This is a genomic window from Mariniphaga anaerophila, assembly GCF_900129025.1.
Classification (GTDB): Bacteria; Bacteroidota; Bacteroidia; order Bacteroidales; family Prolixibacteraceae; genus Mariniphaga; species Mariniphaga anaerophila.
The window spans coordinates 40,150-58,012 of the sequence record NZ_FQUM01000007.1 but is presented as its reverse complement, the minus strand read 5'-3'; the positions used below and the strand labels follow the sequence as shown (position 1 = coordinate 58,012).

The window sequence follows — 17,863 nt, the reverse complement described above, 5'->3', positions numbered from 1 at the left end:
AATAAATCTGAACATACAGGCAAGCAGACGTCTGTACCACCTCATCCTATTGTTTAAAAATTAACGAAACTACATGAACAAACGACTAAAAAAAATCGCAATTGCCCTCGCGGCTGTCGGCCCCGGACTGTTCCTTATCGGGTACAATATTGGAACCGGCAGTGTTACCACAATGGCCAAAACCGGCGCAGAACATGGCATGGAGCTTTTCTGGGCCCTGGTTCTCTCGTGCATATTCACCTTTATTCTGATGGTGGCTTACGGTAAGGTTACGTTGGTAACCGGAAAAACAGCACTAAATAACATCAAAGGGGAATTCAAATATGGCTGGATTCTGGCGCTTTACATCTTAATTGCCCTGATTATAGGTGAGCTTCTGGCGCTTATGGGCGTCATGGGAATTGTTGCCGACCTCTTGCAAGAGGCAATCCGGCTGTTGTTTAACGATGCCTTTGTCAGCCGTTTTTGGATCATTTTGATACTTGTGGTCGGATTATATTTCCTGTTGTGGTTTGGCCAGTACAAAACGTTCGAAAAGGTACTCACCGTTTTTGTAATCTTCATGGGATTATCATTCATCGTGGTATTTTTCATGGTAAGTCCCAATTTCTCGGTTATTGCAAAAGGCCTGGTTCCGGGAATCCCGGACACACCCGGAGCAATGGGACTTGTAGCTGCTATTGCCGGAACAACCTGTTCGGCTGCTGTATTTATTATGCGCAGTACGGTTGTGGCAGAAAAAGGCTGGGGCATTAAAAACCTGAAAGATGAAAAGAAAGACGCTTTTGTATCGGCAGCAATGATGCTGTTTCTGAGCGGTGTAATTATGGCTGTAGCAGCAGGAACGCTTCATGTAATGGGACTGAAATTGGAAAACACAGTTGAAATGATTGCCCTGTTTGAACCAATTGGTGGCGATGCCGCAGCTTTCATTCTAATTTTGGGGATAGTCGGAGCCGGACTTTCCACCATCTTTCCCATTGTATTAATTGCTCCCTGGTTAATTGCCGATTACACGGGCAAACCACGAAATATTCATTCCACCCAATCGCGGATTCTCATTTTGGGGGCACTGGTATTTGCGTTTGGCTCAGTATTTCTGAAGCAACGCCCGCCTGCCCTGATGATTTTTTCACAGGCTTTTCAGGCAGTTATTCTGCCGGCCGTGGCAATACCAATACTATTGCTCATTAACCGCAAAAAACTGATGGGGACAAACAAAGCAAGCCTTCGCGAAAATATAGGAATATGGGCAGTAGTGCTCTTCTCGTTTGTAACTACCTACTTTGCTATTACTGAACTCTTTTAATAATTTAAAAAAATGAAAAAAATTGACTTACAGAAAGATAACCTGAAAGTAGAAATCTTTGATGCTCCCGATGAAATGGGACAGGCAGCAGCACTTTTTGTTGCAGAAAAATTAAACGCTGCCATTTCAGAAAAAGGATTTGCTAACCTGATTCTGGCCACAGGTGCTTCGCAGTTCCAGTTTTTGGAAAATCTGCAAAAACACGCCATCGACTGGAAAAAAATAACGGTTTTTCATCTCGATGAATACAAAGGAATGCCCATCACTCACCCGGCCAGTTTCCGCAAATACTTAAAAGAACGGATACTCGACAAGGTTCAGCCCAAACAGGTGTACTACCTCAACGCTGATGCTCCCGATGTGGAAGCCGAAGTTTTGCGCTACGAAAACCTGCTGAAAGAACATCCCATCGATATAGCCTGCATCGGCATTGGAGAAAACGGGCACATCGCTTTTAACGATCCGCCGGTAGCCGACTTTAACGACCCGAAACTGGTAAAAATAGTTGAGCTCGACGACGCTTGCAGAAAACAGCAACTGGGAGAAGGCTGGTTTCCGACTTTCGACGATGTGCCAACCCACGCGCTTTCGCTCACCATTCCTCAAATTATGAGTTGTAAAGCCATCAGTTGCGTAGTTCCCGACGAACGAAAAGCAGAGGCCGTGTACAATACGCTGAATGCAGAAATTTCGACGGCATGCCCGGCAACTATTTTGCGGAAACACCCGGAAACTATATTGTTCCTGGATAAAGGAGCAGCATCAAAACTTAAATAATATCCATTGAAGAAGGTTGACTGCATCTTTTCCACAAGAGACGCAACCTTCTTCTTTTCTTTTTTTTACTGTTTGCATTTGATTTTCTCAAGTCAGAGAATAATCTCGAAAACACTGGAAAAACAAAAAACGACACGTTTCAATCTTTCGAATCAATTCGCTGATCGGCAAAAACAAACAAGCAAACTTCCTACCCGCTTTCAAACTCACTTTCCCCTGGCAAATTGGTTTTCACCCTGCATGAGAAGAAACTTTTAGCAGTTGCAGAGTAAACATTTTCGAGTTGAATTATAATCTTTCAGAAGATTTTTACATTTTTAAAGTTGCAACAACGTAAGTGCAAAATCGGAACCAATAGAATGGGCATGAGAATGGAATTTACACCGGCCGAGATGATTAAAATCTCACGCGAATTCCACCTGTTGCCACAAAAAGTAAAAATATAAACAAATGAAAACCTGGAATATCGGAATAATCGGAACTGGCATGATAGCGGATTTTCATGCAAAATCAATTCAGTCTTTACCCAATGCCCGGCTCGCCGGTTTTAGCAACATCCGAAGCGGAAAAGCAAAAAAGATGGCAGAAAAGTACAGCGTAAAATACTGGGACACTTACCAAAGTATGCTAAAATCGGACGAGGTGGATATGGTAATGATTGCTACTCCGAGCGGCGCCCACATGGAACCTGTAATTGAAGCGGCCAAATGCGGGAAACATGTGCTTTGCGAAAAGCCGCTGGAAATTGAAACCGCCCGGATAGACCGTATGATTGAAGCGCACCAGAAAGCAGGAACCCGGCTGGGTGGAATTTTCAACCTCAGATACAACGAAACCACCCGTATTATGAAAAAAGCCATCGACGATAAACGGCTGGGCACAATTACTTATGCAGCAGTGCATGTTCCGTGGTGGCGCAACAATGCCTACTACGAAGGCTGGCACGGCACCTGGAGCCTCGATGGCGGCGGCGCTTTAATGAACCAGGCCATTCACATGATAGATTTGCTGCAATACCTTATGGGCCCGGTGAGTAAGTTGGGAGCGTTCACATCAAACATCGGGCATCCACAAATAGAAGCAGAAGACACTGCGGTTAGTGTGCTTCAATTCGAAAACAAAGCGCTCGGAGTAATCTACGGAACTACCGCTTCTTATCCCGGGCAATTCCGCAGGTTGGAAATAACCGGAACAAAAGGCTCCATTGTTTTGGTGGAAAACAGTTTGCAGGTTTGGCAGTTTGCTGAAATGACCGAAGATGATGAAAAAATAATTCAGCAGTACGGCAAAATTGAAGGAGGTGGAGGTGTTGCCGATCCGGCTGCCATTTCGTTTGAAAATCATGCAAAAAACCTGGCTGCATTTATTCAGTCCGTGGAAGAAAACCGGCCATTTGAAATTGACGGCGAAGAAGCCAAAAAATCTGTAGCTTTAATTTTGGATATTTACAAATCGGCTCAAACTAACTCAATGATTAATAAAAATCAGGCATAGAAATCAACCAATTACAAACTATGAACATCAATAAAACGACCTTCTTTTTGCTTTCCCTTCTTTTTACGGTTCAAGCTGTTTTCGCTCAAAATTACGATGAATCAAAAGTTGGGAGCTACCAACTTCCGGAACTTTTGGTTACCGAAAGCGGAGAAACGATTTCCACTACTGAACAATGGGAAAAAATTCGCCGTCCGGAAATTCTAAAGCTTTTTGAAGACAACGTTTACGGACAGGTGCCCAAAGACTTTGACGACATTCAATTTGAAATAACCAAACACGACAAAAAAGCGATGGGCGGTAAAACGACTCTAAAAGAAGTGGCCGTTACCGTTACCCGGAACCAAAAATCAGTAACCATGAACCTGATCGTGTTTACGCCCAATAAAGCGAAAAAGCCGGTCCCTATGTTTCTGGTAATAAATCACCGGGGGCTGAAAACAATGGACGTTACCCGCCAGAACAAAGATGGCTTTTGGTCTGCCGAGGAAGTTATCGACGCCGGCTACGGAATTTCGGGGTTTGATGTAATTGACGTTTCTCCCGACGATAAAGTTAAGTTTAAAAACGGCATTTTGGAGCAGCTTTATCCCGAGCAACTTCAAATGGAAAACGGTATGCGTGGATTGGGTGCGTGGGGCTGGGGCGCCAGCCGGGCAATCGACTATTTTGAAAACGACAAATCGGTTGATGCAACAAAAATAATTTCAGTTGGGCATTCGCGCGGAGGAAAGTCCTCACTCTGGTTTGGCGCGCAGGACAAACGGGTAGCCATTACCATCTCCAACGAATCGGGAAATTCGGGCGCTGCTCTCTCCCGCAGAATTTTTGGCGAAACCGTGGAACGCATCACAAAAAATTTTCCTTACTGGTTTTGCCCCAACTACCAAAAATTCGCCGGAAAAGAAGATGAACTTCCGGTAGATCAACACATGCTGCTTGCCTTAATTGCGCCACGCGCCGTTTACGTTGCAAGTGCTGCCGAAGATTTGTGGGCCGACCCCAAAGGGCAGTACCTTGCTCTTACCGAAGCCCAGCCCGCCTTCAGTCTCTACGGAATAAAAAACTGTCTGCCAACAGAAATGCCGGCGGTCAACCAACAAGTTATTTGTCCGCACATGAGCTTTCACAACCGAGAAGGAAAACACAACATGACTCCCTACGACTGGCAGCAGTTTATACAATTTGCCAACAAATATTTTAGCGTACTTTGATATTTTCGTTATGAAGCTTTCTCTGATTACAGCAATCATCATTTTAACTTTCAGGGCAACTCCTGTCTTTTCGCAGTGCGTAAAAAATCAGGAAAAAGAAGTATTGTGGGAACAAATAGAACAGTATTTCTCGCCTCCCGAAGCGTTTCGCAACGCCCTTGGGAATTTTCGTTCTCCCCTGAAATTTTACAATGGCGATACTGTACAATCAGCAGAAGAGTGGAGACGAAGACGGGAAGAAATTGCTCAGCGCTGGCATGAAATGATGGGATCCTGGCCACCAATTATTTCCAATCAAAAATTGGAGATTACGGAAACAATACAGCGGGAAAACTTCACGCAACACAAAGTCAGATTCTACTGGTTGCCCGAAGAACAAACCGAAGGCTATCTTTTGATTCCGAACGGCAAAGGGGCAAAGCCGGCTGTAATTACAGTTTTTTATGAACCGGAAACAGCCATTGGAATGGGCAAACCTCATCGCGATTTCGCTTACCAGCTCGCCAAACGCGGATTCGTTGTTTTATCTCTTGGCACCACCGAAACCACGCAGGCAAAAACCTATTCGCTCTATTATCCGTCAATTGAAAACGCCAGCGTGCAACCGCTCTCAACACTGGCGTATGCAGCTGCCAACGCGTGGAATGTGCTGGCGAAAGTGAATGGGATTGATTCTACACGAATTGGAATTCTCGGACATTCCTACGGCGGAAAATGGGCAATGTTTGCGTCCTGTCTGTACGAAAAGTTTGCCTGCGCAGCCTGGTCGGATCCAGGAATTGTTTTTGACGAAACAAAAGGTTCGGGAGTTAATTACTGGGAGCCCTGGTACCTGGGGTATTTCCAGCCGCCATGGACCAACATCTGGAGAAAAAAGGGGATGGTAGAAGAAGCAAAAGGCCTCTACCCAAAATTGATAAAAGGAGGATACAATTTACACGAACTCCACGCATTAATGGCACCGCGGCCGTTTTTGGTTTCTGGTGGTTCATCTGACCCGCCGGAACGTTGGGAAGCGCTGAACCACACCATCGCTGTAAACAAACTGCTGGGGTATTCCAACCGCGTGGCCATGACCAATCGCCCGGAACACTCCCCCAACGAAGAATCAAACGAACAGATTTACCGTTTTTTTGAATACTTTTTAGGAGAATAAAATACTGTTGAAGAACTCGTTAACGTTTACTAATAAATATTTCACCAAGGAAAAGCCGGGTGATCTTTTTTAGAAACCCAGCTCGCTAAAATCCGAAATAATCAAATCGGCCCGGGTTTGATCCTGCAGTTCCGAACCGGGGCCGGCAAATGCAATGCAGTACATTCCGGCTGTTTTGGCCGCTTTTATTCCGTTGGTAGAATCTTCAATAACAGCACACCTCTCCGGCAACACACCTAGCTCTTTGGCAGCCAACAGAAAAATGTCCGGTTCGGGTTTGCTGGAGCCGGCTAACCGACTGTCCACCACAACCTCAAAATATTTTTTCAATCCGGTTTTCCGGAGGATTATTTCAATTACATCGCGATAAGAAGACGATGCCAGCGCCAGCGGAATTCCTTCCGCTTTCAGCTTTTTCAGCAAAAGTTCCACCCCGGGCATCGGCTCAATTTCTTCCAGCGAATTAAAATAAGGAGTCACCAGGTTGTTGGTCATCTCCACCAACTCATCCACCGGATGCCCAATACCGTGGCGTTCTTTTATTAACTTCCACATGCGGTCGGTGGCAGTTCCCTGGTAGGTTTGGTGTTCCTGCTCAGAAATATTCAGCCCCAATTTTCTGAAATTGGATTGTTCCACCTCCACATAAAAAGGTTCGGAATTAACCAAAACTCCGTCCATGTCAAAAATGACGGCTTCGAAAGATGACAAATTAATTTTCTGCATTATAGTTTTCTTCTTTTTCCAGTTCATCATTTATATTGCTTTCAGTATTATCAAACCGGGTAACGCCGCCCGACACAATAAACTTCATGGCCTCTGCCGGAGTGATATCCAAATGCCGAATTCTTTCGGCAGGAACCAGGTACAATTCTCCCGAAAAATTATAGGAGTGCGGAAAATAAACAGCGGCCAACTCTCCGCTCCCAATAATATCCATTGTTTCTTTGGTAACAAAACCCAGCTTCCACAAATTGTTTTCTGCGTTGAACAGCACTTTTACCGGGACATTAAACTTCTTCTCCTTCCCTACAAATGCCGAAAACAAATCGTTAATAGAAGAGTACAACAAATTTAGCAGAGGTATTCTCCGGATAAAATTTGCTGCTATTCGTTTTAGCGGACGAAGAAATGCTGTTTGCCCCAGAAAACCCAGTAATGTGAGCGAAACAAAAAGAAATACTATGCCGAGGCCGGGCAAAGAAAAACCCAGCAGTGGCGAAATCTGACGGTTTAACCAGCCATCAACAGTAATAAACAGGGAGTAAAGAATATAAATAACGATAACAACCGGGGCCACCAGCAAAATTCCCTGCAAAAAATATTGAATAACTTTTTTAACCATCGCCATGTATTAGTTTCGAAAAGAAATGTAATCAGCTGTTAATTCTTCGAAAAGCATTTCGCCCAGTTTTGCGGTATCTTCCTCCTCTCCCAACTGAAAAGCTTTTGCCAGTTCAATAGCCTGCTTGTTCAAATTTTCAGAACGTGTTCCCAGCACAATTACAGTGCGGTAGATAACGGTACTCAGCCGGCGATCTCTTCCTAAAACAGCCAGTTCTTCAAAAAATGGCTCAAACATTTCGTCGATGGCATTTTTTTGAACAAGCGCTAAGCGCCCCATCAGATGAACTCCGGTAAACCGCACCAGATGTTTTTTCCCCCGGCTCCATTCAATGGCTTTCACAAAAGCAAACTTGGTTTTCACCCAGAGGTTTGCAGAAGCCTGCTCGGCAATTTCGCGGTTTTCGAAACTTTTTGTCCAAAAATCCATTTGTTCTTCGGTCACTTCATCGGGCTCGTCCACTAACGTGGCCAAAATCATGGTTTCGCGCCACTGCTTGTTCCAAAGCTTCAACGCCAGCAAATGACTGGGAGCAACTTGCTTCGCCAATTCGCGCAGATCGATAATTGAAGCGCCCCAGTTGAGTTTGTATTCAATTCCCTGCCGTTTCATCGAATCAGAAATTTCTCCATTCTTCCGCAGTTTCACCTGATGCAGCAATTGCTGAAAATCTTTTTCTGTCTCCTGACTATCTAAAATAAATTCCATGTTATTTAGATTGGTATTTTTGCAAAAATAAGAATTAAATCAGTTTCAATTTTCCCCATTGTGCGGCGCAATTTTCTATTTTTACTTCGGATTATCAATCATGAACATGCCAGGAATTCGTAACTCAATAAAAAATCTGATAAAAAGTGATTTCTACCGGGACATTCTCAAACTCTTTTCCGGGATGTTTTTTGCCAGGTTGTTCCCTGCGCTTTTCGCATTGATAATAGTACGCATTTACACGCCCGAGAACTTTGGGATTTTTGTTTTGTACCTCACCATTGCCTCTGCAATATCAATTGTTGCAACGGGAAAATACGAAAGTGCATTGTTTCTGGCAGAATCGCCTGATGAACGAAAACACATTTTTTGGCTTTCCCAGAAAATTAACACAGCCGTTAATCTTGTTGCACTGGCAGTTTTGTTGCTCTACATTCTCATATTTAGAATTTCCGACTTTGGACGGATTATCATGCTACTGTTAATTCCGTTTTACTCTTTTTCCCTGGGGGCAGTGCAGCTTATCCGAAACATTCTTATTGCACGCAAAAGTTTTAAAACGCTTTCAATACTGGAAGTTATCAGAGCGGTAATCACCGGAATTTTGCAATGTGCTCTTTTTGTATTCCCTGTTTTAGGACTATTTCTCGGAGCTGTTTGCTCGCAACTATTCATTTATGTATGGTACTCGCAAAGGCTGCCCGAGTCGTCCGGGTTTAAACCTGTGCGTTTTTCAACCAAAGAAAAGGAACTGGCCAGACGGTATATCAACTTTCCGAAATACTCGGTTGCTTCCGAATTTTTCAATTTCATCAGCAGCCAGCTCCCGGTTTTTATGGTAAAACCATTTTTCGGAGAAACCATGCTGGGATTGTATTCGTTTTCGCACCGCTACATTAGTGTGCCAATTCAGCTGGTTAGTATTTCCATTTCCAGGGTTTACATTCAAAAAGCCCAGTCGCTAAAAAATAATTTAAACGAATTAAGTGCACTTACTTTTTCGCTATTTAAAAAGCAATTCTGGATGGGAATTTTCCCTTTTACGATTTTGGGATTGTGGGGCGCCGAAATTTTCGGGGTATTGTTTGGCAGCGAATGGGAATTTTCGGGATACCTGGCACAACTGCTTTCGCCCTGGCTTTTTCTTGTAATGCTGAGTTCTCCGCTGTCATCAGTTCTTATTATTTTTGAGAAACAGAAGTTCTCAATGAACTACAACATCATTTTACTGGTAACAAGAATAGTGAGCCTGGCAATTGGCGGCTTTGTATTTCATGACATTGTTTGGGCCATCGGTTTGTACAGCCTCACCGGTTTTGTTTTCTTTGCTGCTTTGGGAGCATGGAGCATGAAACTGGCCGGCGTAAAAATAGCTGACATGGCACTGTTTGTTGCAAAAGCGACTGTAATAACCGTTTTCCCGTTAATTCTGATAAAACTATGGGTATTGAATTAAACGACAGATTTACCAAGTTCAACTGGACAACAAACCAAAAAATAGCTGTTACCGGTTTTATATGGGAAAACGAAAACTACATTTCGGGCGAAGCCTTTTTAACCCGGGTAGACGCCAACACAAATTCATTTGAGCAGTTTAAAAGTTTTGCTGAACAACTTAACGGGCAGTTTTCCATTGCAATAAAAAAGGAAGAAGAGAAATGGGTGTTCTGCAACAACACCTGTAGTTTTCCCCTTTTTTACATGCTGCAAAACGGGAAAGTAATTCTGAGCGATGCACCTTACCTGTCTTTTTTAAACGGAGAGGTGCCTGAATTGGACGTATTTTCTGAAATGTATTTTCTGACATTTGGTTTTACCCCGCCCGGAACGACTTTATTCAAAAACATTTTTCAGGTAATGCCCGGAGAATGCATTCGTTTTGGGAAACAGGGAAAAGACTCCCGGAAGCTTTTTTCAACCCGCGCAAACATTGAAAAAAATGTTCAGGAAAAAGATTTACAGCATGTTCTGTTAAGTTCTTTCAGCAAATATTACGAACACCTTAAAAACAAGCAGGTGCTTTTGCCGCTCACCCGTGGGTACGACTCGCGCCTTATTGCTTGTTTGTTAAAAGAATATGGGCACAACAATGTAGTATGTGCCACATGGGGAAGAAAAAATATTTCTGAATATCCTACTGCACAAAAGGTGGCCCGGCAACTGGGATACAAGCATACTTTTATTGAATACAACAACAAAACCATTAACAACTTTACGGCGTCAGAACAATTCGAACGTTATATTAAATACGCCGGGCATTTGTCGTCCATGCCTTTTTTGCAGGATTATTTTGCCGTTCAATTTTTAAAGAACAACAAAATTATCGATTCTCAGACGGTGGCTCTTCCGGGGCACTCGGGCGATTTTATTATGGGCAGCCACCTCGACAACAACATGCAAAAAGGTGATGTAGAATGCATTATTTCAAAAATATTTTCTGGCTACGGCTCAACTTACCCTCATCGGAAAACAGATGAAAACCTTATTAAAAAAAGCATTGCCGACAATTTTTTCAATGACAAAAACATTAGGCCCTGGCAGGCTTTTGAAAAATGGGATTACCTGGAACGACAAAGCAAATTTATTTGCAACTCTTCACTTGTTTTCCCGTTTTTTGGAGTTGACTATTTACTGCCTTTTTTTGATTCGGAGCTGGTGCGGTTTTCACATAAAATTCCATTTGAACAGAAGCTTGGCACAAAACTATACAACAAAACGCTGGAAAACTCATTTTTCAAAACACACGGTGTTGATTTCGATTTGAAACCAGCGGATGCCTACGCGCGCCAAAACGGAACAATAAAAAAACGCGCATTAAAAGTTGCACCATACTTTTTAAAAAAATGGTACTACACCATGGAAGACCCCATTTTTTACCGGGAAATAACGCAAGCTTTAATGGATTCAGAAAAGTCGTTCAAATACAAACACCCGCTGAGGCCCAACGCCTACAACAGTTATATTATGCAATGGTATTTACAGCTTCTCAAAAAAAAACAGCCCTGTTAGCGGGAATTAATTTCGCGTGGGAATGACGTTGCAATAGTTCCCATTTTTCAGTTATATTTGTTAAAAACCAATCAAATGGTACAACTAAAAGGCTGGGCACGCAATGTTCTCCTGATTGCCGGAGGAATTTTCCTGATTTTCCTGCTTTGGTATTTCAGCGCTATTGTTACCTATATACTGATATCGCTGGTTTTGTCGTTTATTGGCAGACCGCTGGTCAGGTGGTTGTCTATGGTAGAATACAAAAAGTTCAGGATATCCAAAGGCATTGCAGCTTTTATTACGTTAGTCGCCATTTGGTTCATTTTCATCTCATTCTTTCGCTTTATTATTCCGCTACTGGTTAAGGAACTGGAAACGCTGTCGGAAATCGACCTCAAAGCATTTTTCAATTCCATTGAAGAACCCGTAATGAAATTGATGAGAATATCGGGCAACGACCCGATGCTGGTAGAAGACAAAAGCTTTTACGACATAGTGGTTGAACAGCTCACTGCAAAGATTAATTTTTCTCAGCTCCCTAATTTTTTTGCTTCTGTGGCCGGGACAATCGGAGAACTATTAATCGGTTTTTTCTCGGTTTCCTTTATTACATTCTTCTTTTTGAAGGAAAAAAGCATGGCTCGCGAAAGCATTTTGCTACTTGTTCCCACAGAAATTGAAAGCAAAGTTTCCCATATTCTCGATTCAATTTCGTACCTGCTGAGAAGGTATTTTGTCGGAATCATCCTTGAAGTCTTCATGGTTATGCTTCTCGATACCGTGGGCCTTTCGTTGGTCGGATTAAGCTTCAACCACGCCGTAATCATTGGATTTTTCTGCGGACTTTTTAATGTTATACCGTACCTCGGCCCGTGGATGGGAGCAGCTTTGGGGCTGCTCATTGGTGCGGCGCTGAATATTCATGCCGATTTTGTGGCAGAAACTCTTCCGCTTCTCGGCTTAATGACCATTGTATTTATTTCTGTTCAGGTAATTGATAACGTACTGTTTCAACCCCTTATTTACTCAAGCAGTGTAAAAGCGCATCCGCTCGAAATATTTCTTGTAATTATTGCAGCAGGAAGTTTGGCCGGAGTACTGGGAATGTTTTTGGCAATTCCCGCTTATACAATTGTACGCGTAGTTGCCAAAGAGTTTTTTGTAAATATGAAATTGGTACGAAAACTTACAGAAAACCTCGAAAAAGAAGAATAAAACCGAATCACAAAAAAATTTTCAAAATATCAGAAACCTTTAAAGTTGAATTTTGTTAGGTCTTATAACTAAAAAAAACAAGCTTAATTGTTATCATACTAAACTGATCAGAATGAAAAAAAATTTTGAGCCTGCCGGATGCACGCTTTTAATCCGATTTACTATTTTCATTTTTGCTTTTTTCTGTTCTATTTCCTATCCCGCTTTAACATTTGCCGAAACATCCCAAACGGTTATTTCAGGAGGACACTCCAAAGAAGACATCAACCGGGGGAAACGTTTTTTTATGGGACTTTTACCTTTCGAAAGCAAACACCAATCGTGCGTTTCCTGTCATAATTTAACAGCAACAGATACACTTAACTGGAATCCATCTGCCATGGATATTGCATTGAAATATGCAGGGAAGGATTCGGCTTCTTTCCGACAGGTAATTATGGAACCGTCAGGCAAAGTGATGACAGCGGCTCATCAGAATTTCGACATCAGCGATGCAGATATTCAAACCATAAAAGTTTACCTCGATCAACTGGCAATTACCGGCCCGGGAATACCAAAGCCGAGTATTAATCGCCTTCTGCTGTTTCTGCTTCTGGGCATTCTGATTACCTGGGCATTGCTCGACCTTATTTTCTTCAAAAAGGTAAAATACAAATTCATTCCAGCCCTCGTATTTATCGGAGCATTCGGCTACCAGCTTGGCATGTTGTACGAAGAAGCGGTAAAACTTGGCAGAAGCCAGGAATACCAACCCGACCAACCCATAAAATTCTCGCATAAAGTACACGCTACCGACAACCAAATTGATTGTATGTACTGCCACCACACAGCAACAGAGTCGAAAACAGCAAATATTCCTTCCACCGAATTATGCATGAACTGCCACATTGTGGTGCGCGAAGGAACGCACTCGGGACGATTCGAAATCGACAAACTTGTTCAGGCACACGAACAAGGGCGCTCGGTAGAATGGGTACGGATTCATAAGCTGCCCGACCACGTTTTCTTTTCGCATGCCCAGCATGTTGGCGCCGGAAAACTTGATTGTACCCAATGCCATGGGGCAGTGGAAGAAATGCACATTGTTAAACAGGAAAACGATCTTTCCATGGGTTGGTGCCTGGAGTGCCACCGCGAAACACAGGTCGATTTTGTTGACAACGAATATTACAAAACATTCGAAGCTCTGCACAAAGAGTTGGCAAGCGGGAAAAAGGATTCCATTGTTGCTGCCGATATTGGAGCCAACGATTGTGCCAAATGTCACTATTAATTTAATGAGTTAATTCTGTCACGGTTCAAAATATAAATGATGAGCGAAGAGAACAAATACTGGCATATTCTGGAAGAATTTGAGCCAATAAAAGACGCACGGATGCCCAAAGGCCGTGAGGAAGTAATCAGCCCTTCGTCGAGAAGAAATTTCCTGAAAGTTCTGGGATTAGGAACAGCCTCAGCGGCACTGATTGCTTCGTGCAAAAGGCCTGTAGAAAAGGCTATTCCCTATTTCATCAAACCCGATGAAATCACTCCGGGGAAAGCTGCGTATTACGCGTCGTCGTATTTCAACCAAAACGAATTTGGGAATGTTCTGGTAAAAGTACGCGATAACCGGCCCATCAAACTGGAGCCCAACCCGAAATCGGTAATAACGCCCAACGGAACCAGCGGCCGAGTGCAGGCTTCTGTGCTCGATGTGTACAACATCAACCGGTACCAACACCCTCTAAAAAACGGTGAAAGCATTCAATGGGAAGCAGCCGACAGCGAAATAATGGAAAGGCTTCGCCAACTGGCTGATTCAGGGCAACCAATTTTACTGTTTACGCCAACCATAATAAGCCCGTCAACAAAGAAGCTCATTAGTGAATTTGTGGCAGCATACAATGCCGAGTGGCACCAGTACGACGCCATTCCCATGGACGGATACCGCGAAGCCAACAGAAAATCTTTCGGAACAGATGCCATTCCCGAATACCATTTTGAAAAAGCGGATTGCATTGTTTCTGTGGGATGCGACTTTTTGGGGACTTGGCTTTCTCCTGTAGAATTTTCAGGGCAATATGCCAAACGCCGTGATTTGCATAACGGAGATGGAAATTTAAACAAACACTACCAGATAGAAGCAGGCATGTCGTTAACCGGTTCCAACGCCGACCTACGTATTCGTGCTGAACGGAATGATTACGGTCGCATTTTAGCGTACCTGCGCAACAAGCTGGCCGCAAAAAAAGGAGTTCCGGCAACCGAACTGCCAGCTCCCCCGCAAGCTGTCGCAGAAAAACTCGATTTGGCAATAAACGATTTACTTGCCAATGAAGGAAACTCGCTGGTGATTTGCGGAGACAACAACCCCGACTATCAGGTGATAGTAAACAGCATCAACCAAATGCTTGGCAACGTAGGACGTACCATTCAGTTTGAACGCACATACAACCATTACCGGGGAAATGAAAAAGGCATCGAAAAACTGCTGAATTCAAATCCGGGGGCAGTAGTTGTTTGGGATGTTAATCCGGTGTACAATCATCCGGAATCTGAAAAAATAAAAGCGGCTATTGAAAAAGCGCCACTTTCGGTTGCCTTAAGTTCTTTGCCCGATGAAACAACAGCGCTTTGCGAATACATTCTTCCATCTCCCGGGTATCTGGAATGCTGGGATGATGCGGAATATAAAGACGGAGTTGTTTCCATTTTACAACCGACACTGCACAAGCTGTTCGATTCGCGTCAGGCGCAGGAAACGGTTCTGACATGGCTCAAAGATGACACAAACTGGCGCGATACCATAAAAAGCAATTGGGCTGCGAGCTATTTTCCAAAGCAAACAGAACAAAACGATCCGGAACGTTTTTGGATTGAAATGCTGAAAAGAGGAGAATTTGTAACAAGCTCAAATCCGGTGTCAGTCGGGTACAATCAAAATGAAGTTGAAAAATCGCTCCAACAAATAAGCAACGAAAAACCTACGGAAGATTTTACGGTAGAATTGTTCGAAAACATTAACATAGGAACCGGCCACGGGCCGTTAAATCCATGGCTGCAGGAAGTTCCCGATCCGGTTACCCGGATTGCCTGGGACAATTACGCTTCCATATCGCCTGCGGTTGCCCGGCAAATGGGCATCAAAAACGGGGATGTTATTCAGCTCGGCACACTCACTATTCCGGCGTTTGTGCAACCCGGGCAGGCAGATAAAACCATCAGCATCGCTCTCGGTTACGGCCGGATAAAAGGTATTCCTGAAGAATTAATAACAGGAGTTAACGCCTATCCGCTGGCGACAGTTGAAAATGGATTCAGGCAATTTGCCGTTTCCGGATTCGACATCACAAAAACAGGTGGATTCGAGCAAATGGCGTTGGTGCAGGGGCACCAGTCGATGGAAGGCCGTCCGATTGTTCGTGAATCGACACTGGACAAATGGAAGGAAAACCCGGCAGCAGGAAACGAGCTGCACGAACAAATAAAACACCACCACACCACGTTGTACCAGAAACACGAGTACAAAGGGCACAAGTGGGGAATGGCCATCGACCTGAATAAATGTATTGGATGCAGCGCATGCGTTCTGGCATGCAATACAGAAAACAATATTCCGGTAGTAGGAAAAAAAGAAACCGCCCGGGCACACGAAATGCACTGGATAAGAATCGACCGTTATTACAATGGCGACGAAGAAAATCCGGAAGTGGTAAGGCAACCGGTTATGTGCCAGCATTGCGACAATGCTCCGTGCGAAAATGTTTGCCCGGTAGCTGCCACCAACCATTCCAGCGAGGGGCTGAACCAAATGGCATACAACCGCTGTATCGGAACAAGGTACTGCAACAACAACTGCCCCTACAAAGTACGCCGTTTCAACTGGATGGATTACACCGGCGCAGATGCCATTCCGAACAACCGATACGACCCGGCCAACATGACCGTTGACCTGAGCAGGATGCGCCACAACCCGGATGTGACAGTCAGGGCAAAAGGCGTAATCGAAAAGTGTTCGTTCTGCGTTCAGCGCATTCAGGAGAAAAAACTTACTGCAAAAAATGAAGGGCGCCAGTTGCTGGATGGAGAACTGCAACCGGCTTGTCAACAGGCATGCCCGGCCGACGCCATTGTTTTTGGAGACTTGAATGACCCGAACAGCAAAGTTTCAAAAATGATGGAGGACCCAAGAAACTACCATTTACTTGAAGAACTACATACTTTACCAAGCGTAGGATATTTGACAAAAATTAGGAATAAAAGCTAAAACTAACCACATGATGCACGTTTCACCGGTAAGAGAGCCACTAATTAACGGAGAAAAAAGTTACAGTGACATTACCAATGATGTTATGGCTCCCATCAAAGCCAAACCTGGAAAACTATGGTTTGCAGGGTTGACCATATCTTCAATTCTGATGCTAGTAGGGTTTGCCATGATTGGCTACACGATATGGTTCGGAATTGGAACCTGGGGTGTTAACCGGACTATCGGCTGGGGATGGAGTATTACCAACTTTGTTTGGTGGGTAGGTATCGGACATGCCGGAACCTTCATTTCCGCTATTTTGCTGCTGTTTCGGCAAAAATGGCGTACCAGTATTAACCGCGCAGCAGAAGCAATGACCATTTTCGCAGTTATGTGCGCCGGGCTGTTTCCCCTCATCCACATGGGACGACTGCCTCTGGGGTTCTTCATTTTTCCCTATCCAAACACCAGAGAATTATGGGTAAACTTTAACTCTCCGTTGTTATGGGACGTTTTCGCTATTTCTACCTACCTGCTGGTTTCGCTTCTGTTCTGGTACATGGGGCTTATTCCTGACCTGGGAACCATACGCGACCGGATGAAAACATTATGGAAGAAAAAAGTATACAACTTTCTGAGTTTTGGATGGCAGGGCTCGGCACGCCACTGGCAACGCCACGAATCGATGAGCCTCATTCTGGCCGGACTGGCTGCCCCTCTTGTACTTTCGGTACACACCATTGTTAGTTTCGACTTTGCCACTTCTGTAATTCCCGGCTGGCACACCACCATATTTCCACCCTATTTTGTATCGGGAGCAGTGTTCTCAGGTTTCGCCATGGTGCTTACCCTGATGATTGTAACCCGACGGGCACTGAACCTTCAGCAGTACATTACAGTGGGGCACGTTGAATCAATGAATAAAGTAATTATTGCAACCGGTTCTATTGTAGGAATTGCGTACATCACAGAACTTTTTATGGCATGGTACAGTGGTGTGGAATATGAACGGTACGCGTTCATGAACAGGGCTCTTGGCCCGTATGCATGGGCGTATTGGATTATGATGACCTGCAACGTAATTTCCCCGCAATTACTCTGGATAAAAAAACTGCGCAGGAACCTTACTTTCACGTTCATTTTATCGATATTCATTAACATCGGAATGTGGTTTGAACGTTTTGTTATTGTGGTTACTTCATTGCATCGCGACTACCTCCCTTCCAGCTGGTCGATGTACAAACCGACTTTTGTGGAAGTAGCTATTTACCTGGGAACTTTCGGCTTATTTTTTACGCTGTTCTTCATTTTCATCAGGGTATTCCCGGTAATTGCCATTGCAGAGGTAAAATCGGTTGCGCGCTCTTCTGCACGTAAATTTCTGGGAAAACCAACGCAAAAACAAAAACCTGAAAAACAGTAA

Annotated in this window: 14 protein-coding genes; 11 read left to right on the top strand and 3 right to left on the bottom strand. The window is 43.9% G+C overall.

The genetic code is table 11. The features are described 5' to 3' along the window. The first annotated feature begins 73 nt into the window (after positions 1 to 73). From BUB08_RS14735 to BUB08_RS14715, 5 genes are all read left to right on the top strand, one after another. Positions 74 to 1,309, top strand: a complete 1,236-nt coding sequence (locus tag BUB08_RS14735) for an Nramp family divalent metal transporter (RefSeq protein WP_073002675.1) — start codon at positions 74 to 76, stop codon at positions 1,307 to 1,309. 12 nt (positions 1,310 to 1,321) lie between these two features. Further along, positions 1,322 to 2,086 carry a glucosamine-6-phosphate deaminase gene (locus BUB08_RS14730; RefSeq protein WP_083570788.1) on the top strand — a complete coding sequence of 255 codons (765 nt, stop codon included), beginning with the start codon at positions 1,322 to 1,324 and terminating at the stop codon, positions 2,084 to 2,086. 450 nt (positions 2,087 to 2,536) lie between these two features. After that, on the top strand, positions 2,537 to 3,580 hold the full coding sequence (locus BUB08_RS14725; RefSeq protein WP_073002674.1) for a Gfo/Idh/MocA family protein: 1,044 nt from the start codon (positions 2,537 to 2,539) through the stop codon (positions 3,578 to 3,580). 20 nt (positions 3,581 to 3,600) lie between these two features. Next, positions 3,601 to 4,794, top strand: coding sequence for a glucuronyl esterase domain-containing protein (locus tag BUB08_RS14720; RefSeq protein WP_073002673.1), 1,194 nt, complete (start codon positions 3,601 to 3,603; stop codon positions 4,792 to 4,794). A gap of 10 nt (positions 4,795 to 4,804) precedes the next feature. Next, the gene (locus tag BUB08_RS14715) at positions 4,805 to 5,950 is read left to right on the top strand and encodes a prolyl oligopeptidase family serine peptidase (protein ID WP_073002672.1); all 1,146 of its coding nucleotides are present in this window, start codon (positions 4,805 to 4,807) and stop codon (positions 5,948 to 5,950) included. A 69-nt stretch (positions 5,951 to 6,019) separates the two neighbouring features. Here the strand turns inward: BUB08_RS14715 and BUB08_RS14710 are convergent, their stop codons facing one another. From BUB08_RS14710 to BUB08_RS14700, 3 genes are read right to left on the bottom strand one after another with little or no spacing between them, the layout of a single operon-like run. After that, entirely contained in the window at positions 6,020 to 6,676 is a 657-nt protein-coding gene (locus BUB08_RS14710) for an HAD family hydrolase (RefSeq protein WP_073002814.1), read from the bottom strand. Then, positions 6,663 to 7,295, bottom strand: coding sequence for a DUF502 domain-containing protein (locus tag BUB08_RS14705; RefSeq protein WP_073002671.1), 633 nt, complete (start codon positions 7,293 to 7,295; stop codon positions 6,663 to 6,665). Before BUB08_RS14705 ends, BUB08_RS14710 begins: the two co-directional genes overlap by 14 nt. 9 nt (positions 7,296 to 7,304) lie before the next feature. Continuing rightward, on the bottom strand, positions 7,305 to 8,003 hold the full coding sequence (locus BUB08_RS14700) for a DNA alkylation repair protein (protein ID WP_073002670.1): 699 nt from the start codon (positions 8,001 to 8,003) through the stop codon (positions 7,305 to 7,307). Positions 8,004 to 8,109: 106 nt separating this feature from the next. Between BUB08_RS14700 and BUB08_RS14695 the strand changes: the two genes are divergently transcribed. The 6 genes from BUB08_RS14695 (at position 8,110) to nrfD (ending at position 17,863) form a co-directional block, all read left to right on the top strand. Next, positions 8,110 to 9,459 (top strand): oligosaccharide flippase family protein, encoded by a 1,350-nt coding sequence (locus BUB08_RS14695; RefSeq protein ID WP_217651628.1) that lies wholly within the window; start codon positions 8,110 to 8,112, stop codon positions 9,457 to 9,459. Then, positions 9,444 to 11,012 (top strand): asparagine synthase-related protein, encoded by a 1,569-nt coding sequence (locus BUB08_RS14690; RefSeq protein WP_073002668.1) that lies wholly within the window; start codon positions 9,444 to 9,446, stop codon positions 11,010 to 11,012. Before BUB08_RS14695 ends, BUB08_RS14690 begins: the two co-directional genes overlap by 16 nt. 75 nt (positions 11,013 to 11,087) lie before the next feature. Continuing rightward, positions 11,088 to 12,209 (top strand): AI-2E family transporter, encoded by a 1,122-nt coding sequence (locus BUB08_RS14685; protein WP_073002667.1) that lies wholly within the window; start codon positions 11,088 to 11,090, stop codon positions 12,207 to 12,209. A gap of 112 nt (positions 12,210 to 12,321) precedes the next feature. Further along, complete coding sequence (locus BUB08_RS14680) at positions 12,322 to 13,482, top strand: cytochrome c3 family protein (RefSeq protein ID WP_073002666.1); 1,161 nt, start codon at positions 12,322 to 12,324, stop codon at positions 13,480 to 13,482. A 36-nt stretch (positions 13,483 to 13,518) separates the two neighbouring features. After that, a complete protein-coding gene (locus tag BUB08_RS14675) occupies positions 13,519 to 16,458 on the top strand; it encodes a 4Fe-4S dicluster domain-containing protein (RefSeq protein ID WP_073002665.1) in 2,940 nt (979 codons plus the stop codon). Positions 16,459 to 16,468: 10 nt separating this feature from the next. Further along, complete coding sequence (nrfD, locus tag BUB08_RS14670; protein WP_073002664.1) at positions 16,469 to 17,863, top strand: NrfD/PsrC family molybdoenzyme membrane anchor subunit; 1,395 nt, start codon at positions 16,469 to 16,471, stop codon at positions 17,861 to 17,863.

Bases quoted from the DNA above. Each gene is read 5' to 3' on its own strand.
- BUB08_RS14680 (WP_073002666.1), top strand. From the start codon at position 12,322: ATGAAAAAAAATTTTGAGCCTGCCGGATGCACGCTTTTAATCCGATTT.
- BUB08_RS14720 (WP_073002673.1), top strand. From the start codon at position 3,601: ATGAACATCAATAAAACGACCTTCTTTTTGCTTTCCCTTCTTTTTACG.
- BUB08_RS14730 (WP_083570788.1), top strand. From the start codon at position 1,322: ATGAAAAAAATTGACTTACAGAAAGATAACCTGAAAGTAGAAATCTTT.
- BUB08_RS14700 (WP_073002670.1), bottom strand. From the start codon at position 8,003: ATGGAATTTATTTTAGATAGTCAGGAGACAGAAAAAGATTTTCAGCAA.
- BUB08_RS14710 (WP_073002814.1), bottom strand. From the start codon at position 6,676: ATGCAGAAAATTAATTTGTCATCTTTCGAAGCCGTCATTTTTGACATG.
- BUB08_RS14690 (WP_073002668.1), top strand. From the start codon at position 9,444: ATGGGTATTGAATTAAACGACAGATTTACCAAGTTCAACTGGACAACA.
- BUB08_RS14685 (WP_073002667.1), top strand. From the start codon at position 11,088: ATGGTACAACTAAAAGGCTGGGCACGCAATGTTCTCCTGATTGCCGGA.
- BUB08_RS14715 (WP_073002672.1), top strand. From the start codon at position 4,805: ATGAAGCTTTCTCTGATTACAGCAATCATCATTTTAACTTTCAGGGCA.
- BUB08_RS14735 (WP_073002675.1), top strand. From the start codon at position 74: ATGAACAAACGACTAAAAAAAATCGCAATTGCCCTCGCGGCTGTCGGC.
- nrfD (WP_073002664.1), top strand. From the start codon at position 16,469: ATGATGCACGTTTCACCGGTAAGAGAGCCACTAATTAACGGAGAAAAA.
- BUB08_RS14705 (WP_073002671.1), bottom strand. From the start codon at position 7,295: ATGGTTAAAAAAGTTATTCAATATTTTTTGCAGGGAATTTTGCTGGTG.
- BUB08_RS14725 (WP_073002674.1), top strand. From the start codon at position 2,537: ATGAAAACCTGGAATATCGGAATAATCGGAACTGGCATGATAGCGGAT.
- BUB08_RS14675 (WP_073002665.1), top strand. From the start codon at position 13,519: ATGATGAGCGAAGAGAACAAATACTGGCATATTCTGGAAGAATTTGAG.
- BUB08_RS14695 (WP_217651628.1), top strand. From the start codon at position 8,110: ATGCCAGGAATTCGTAACTCAATAAAAAATCTGATAAAAAGTGATTTC.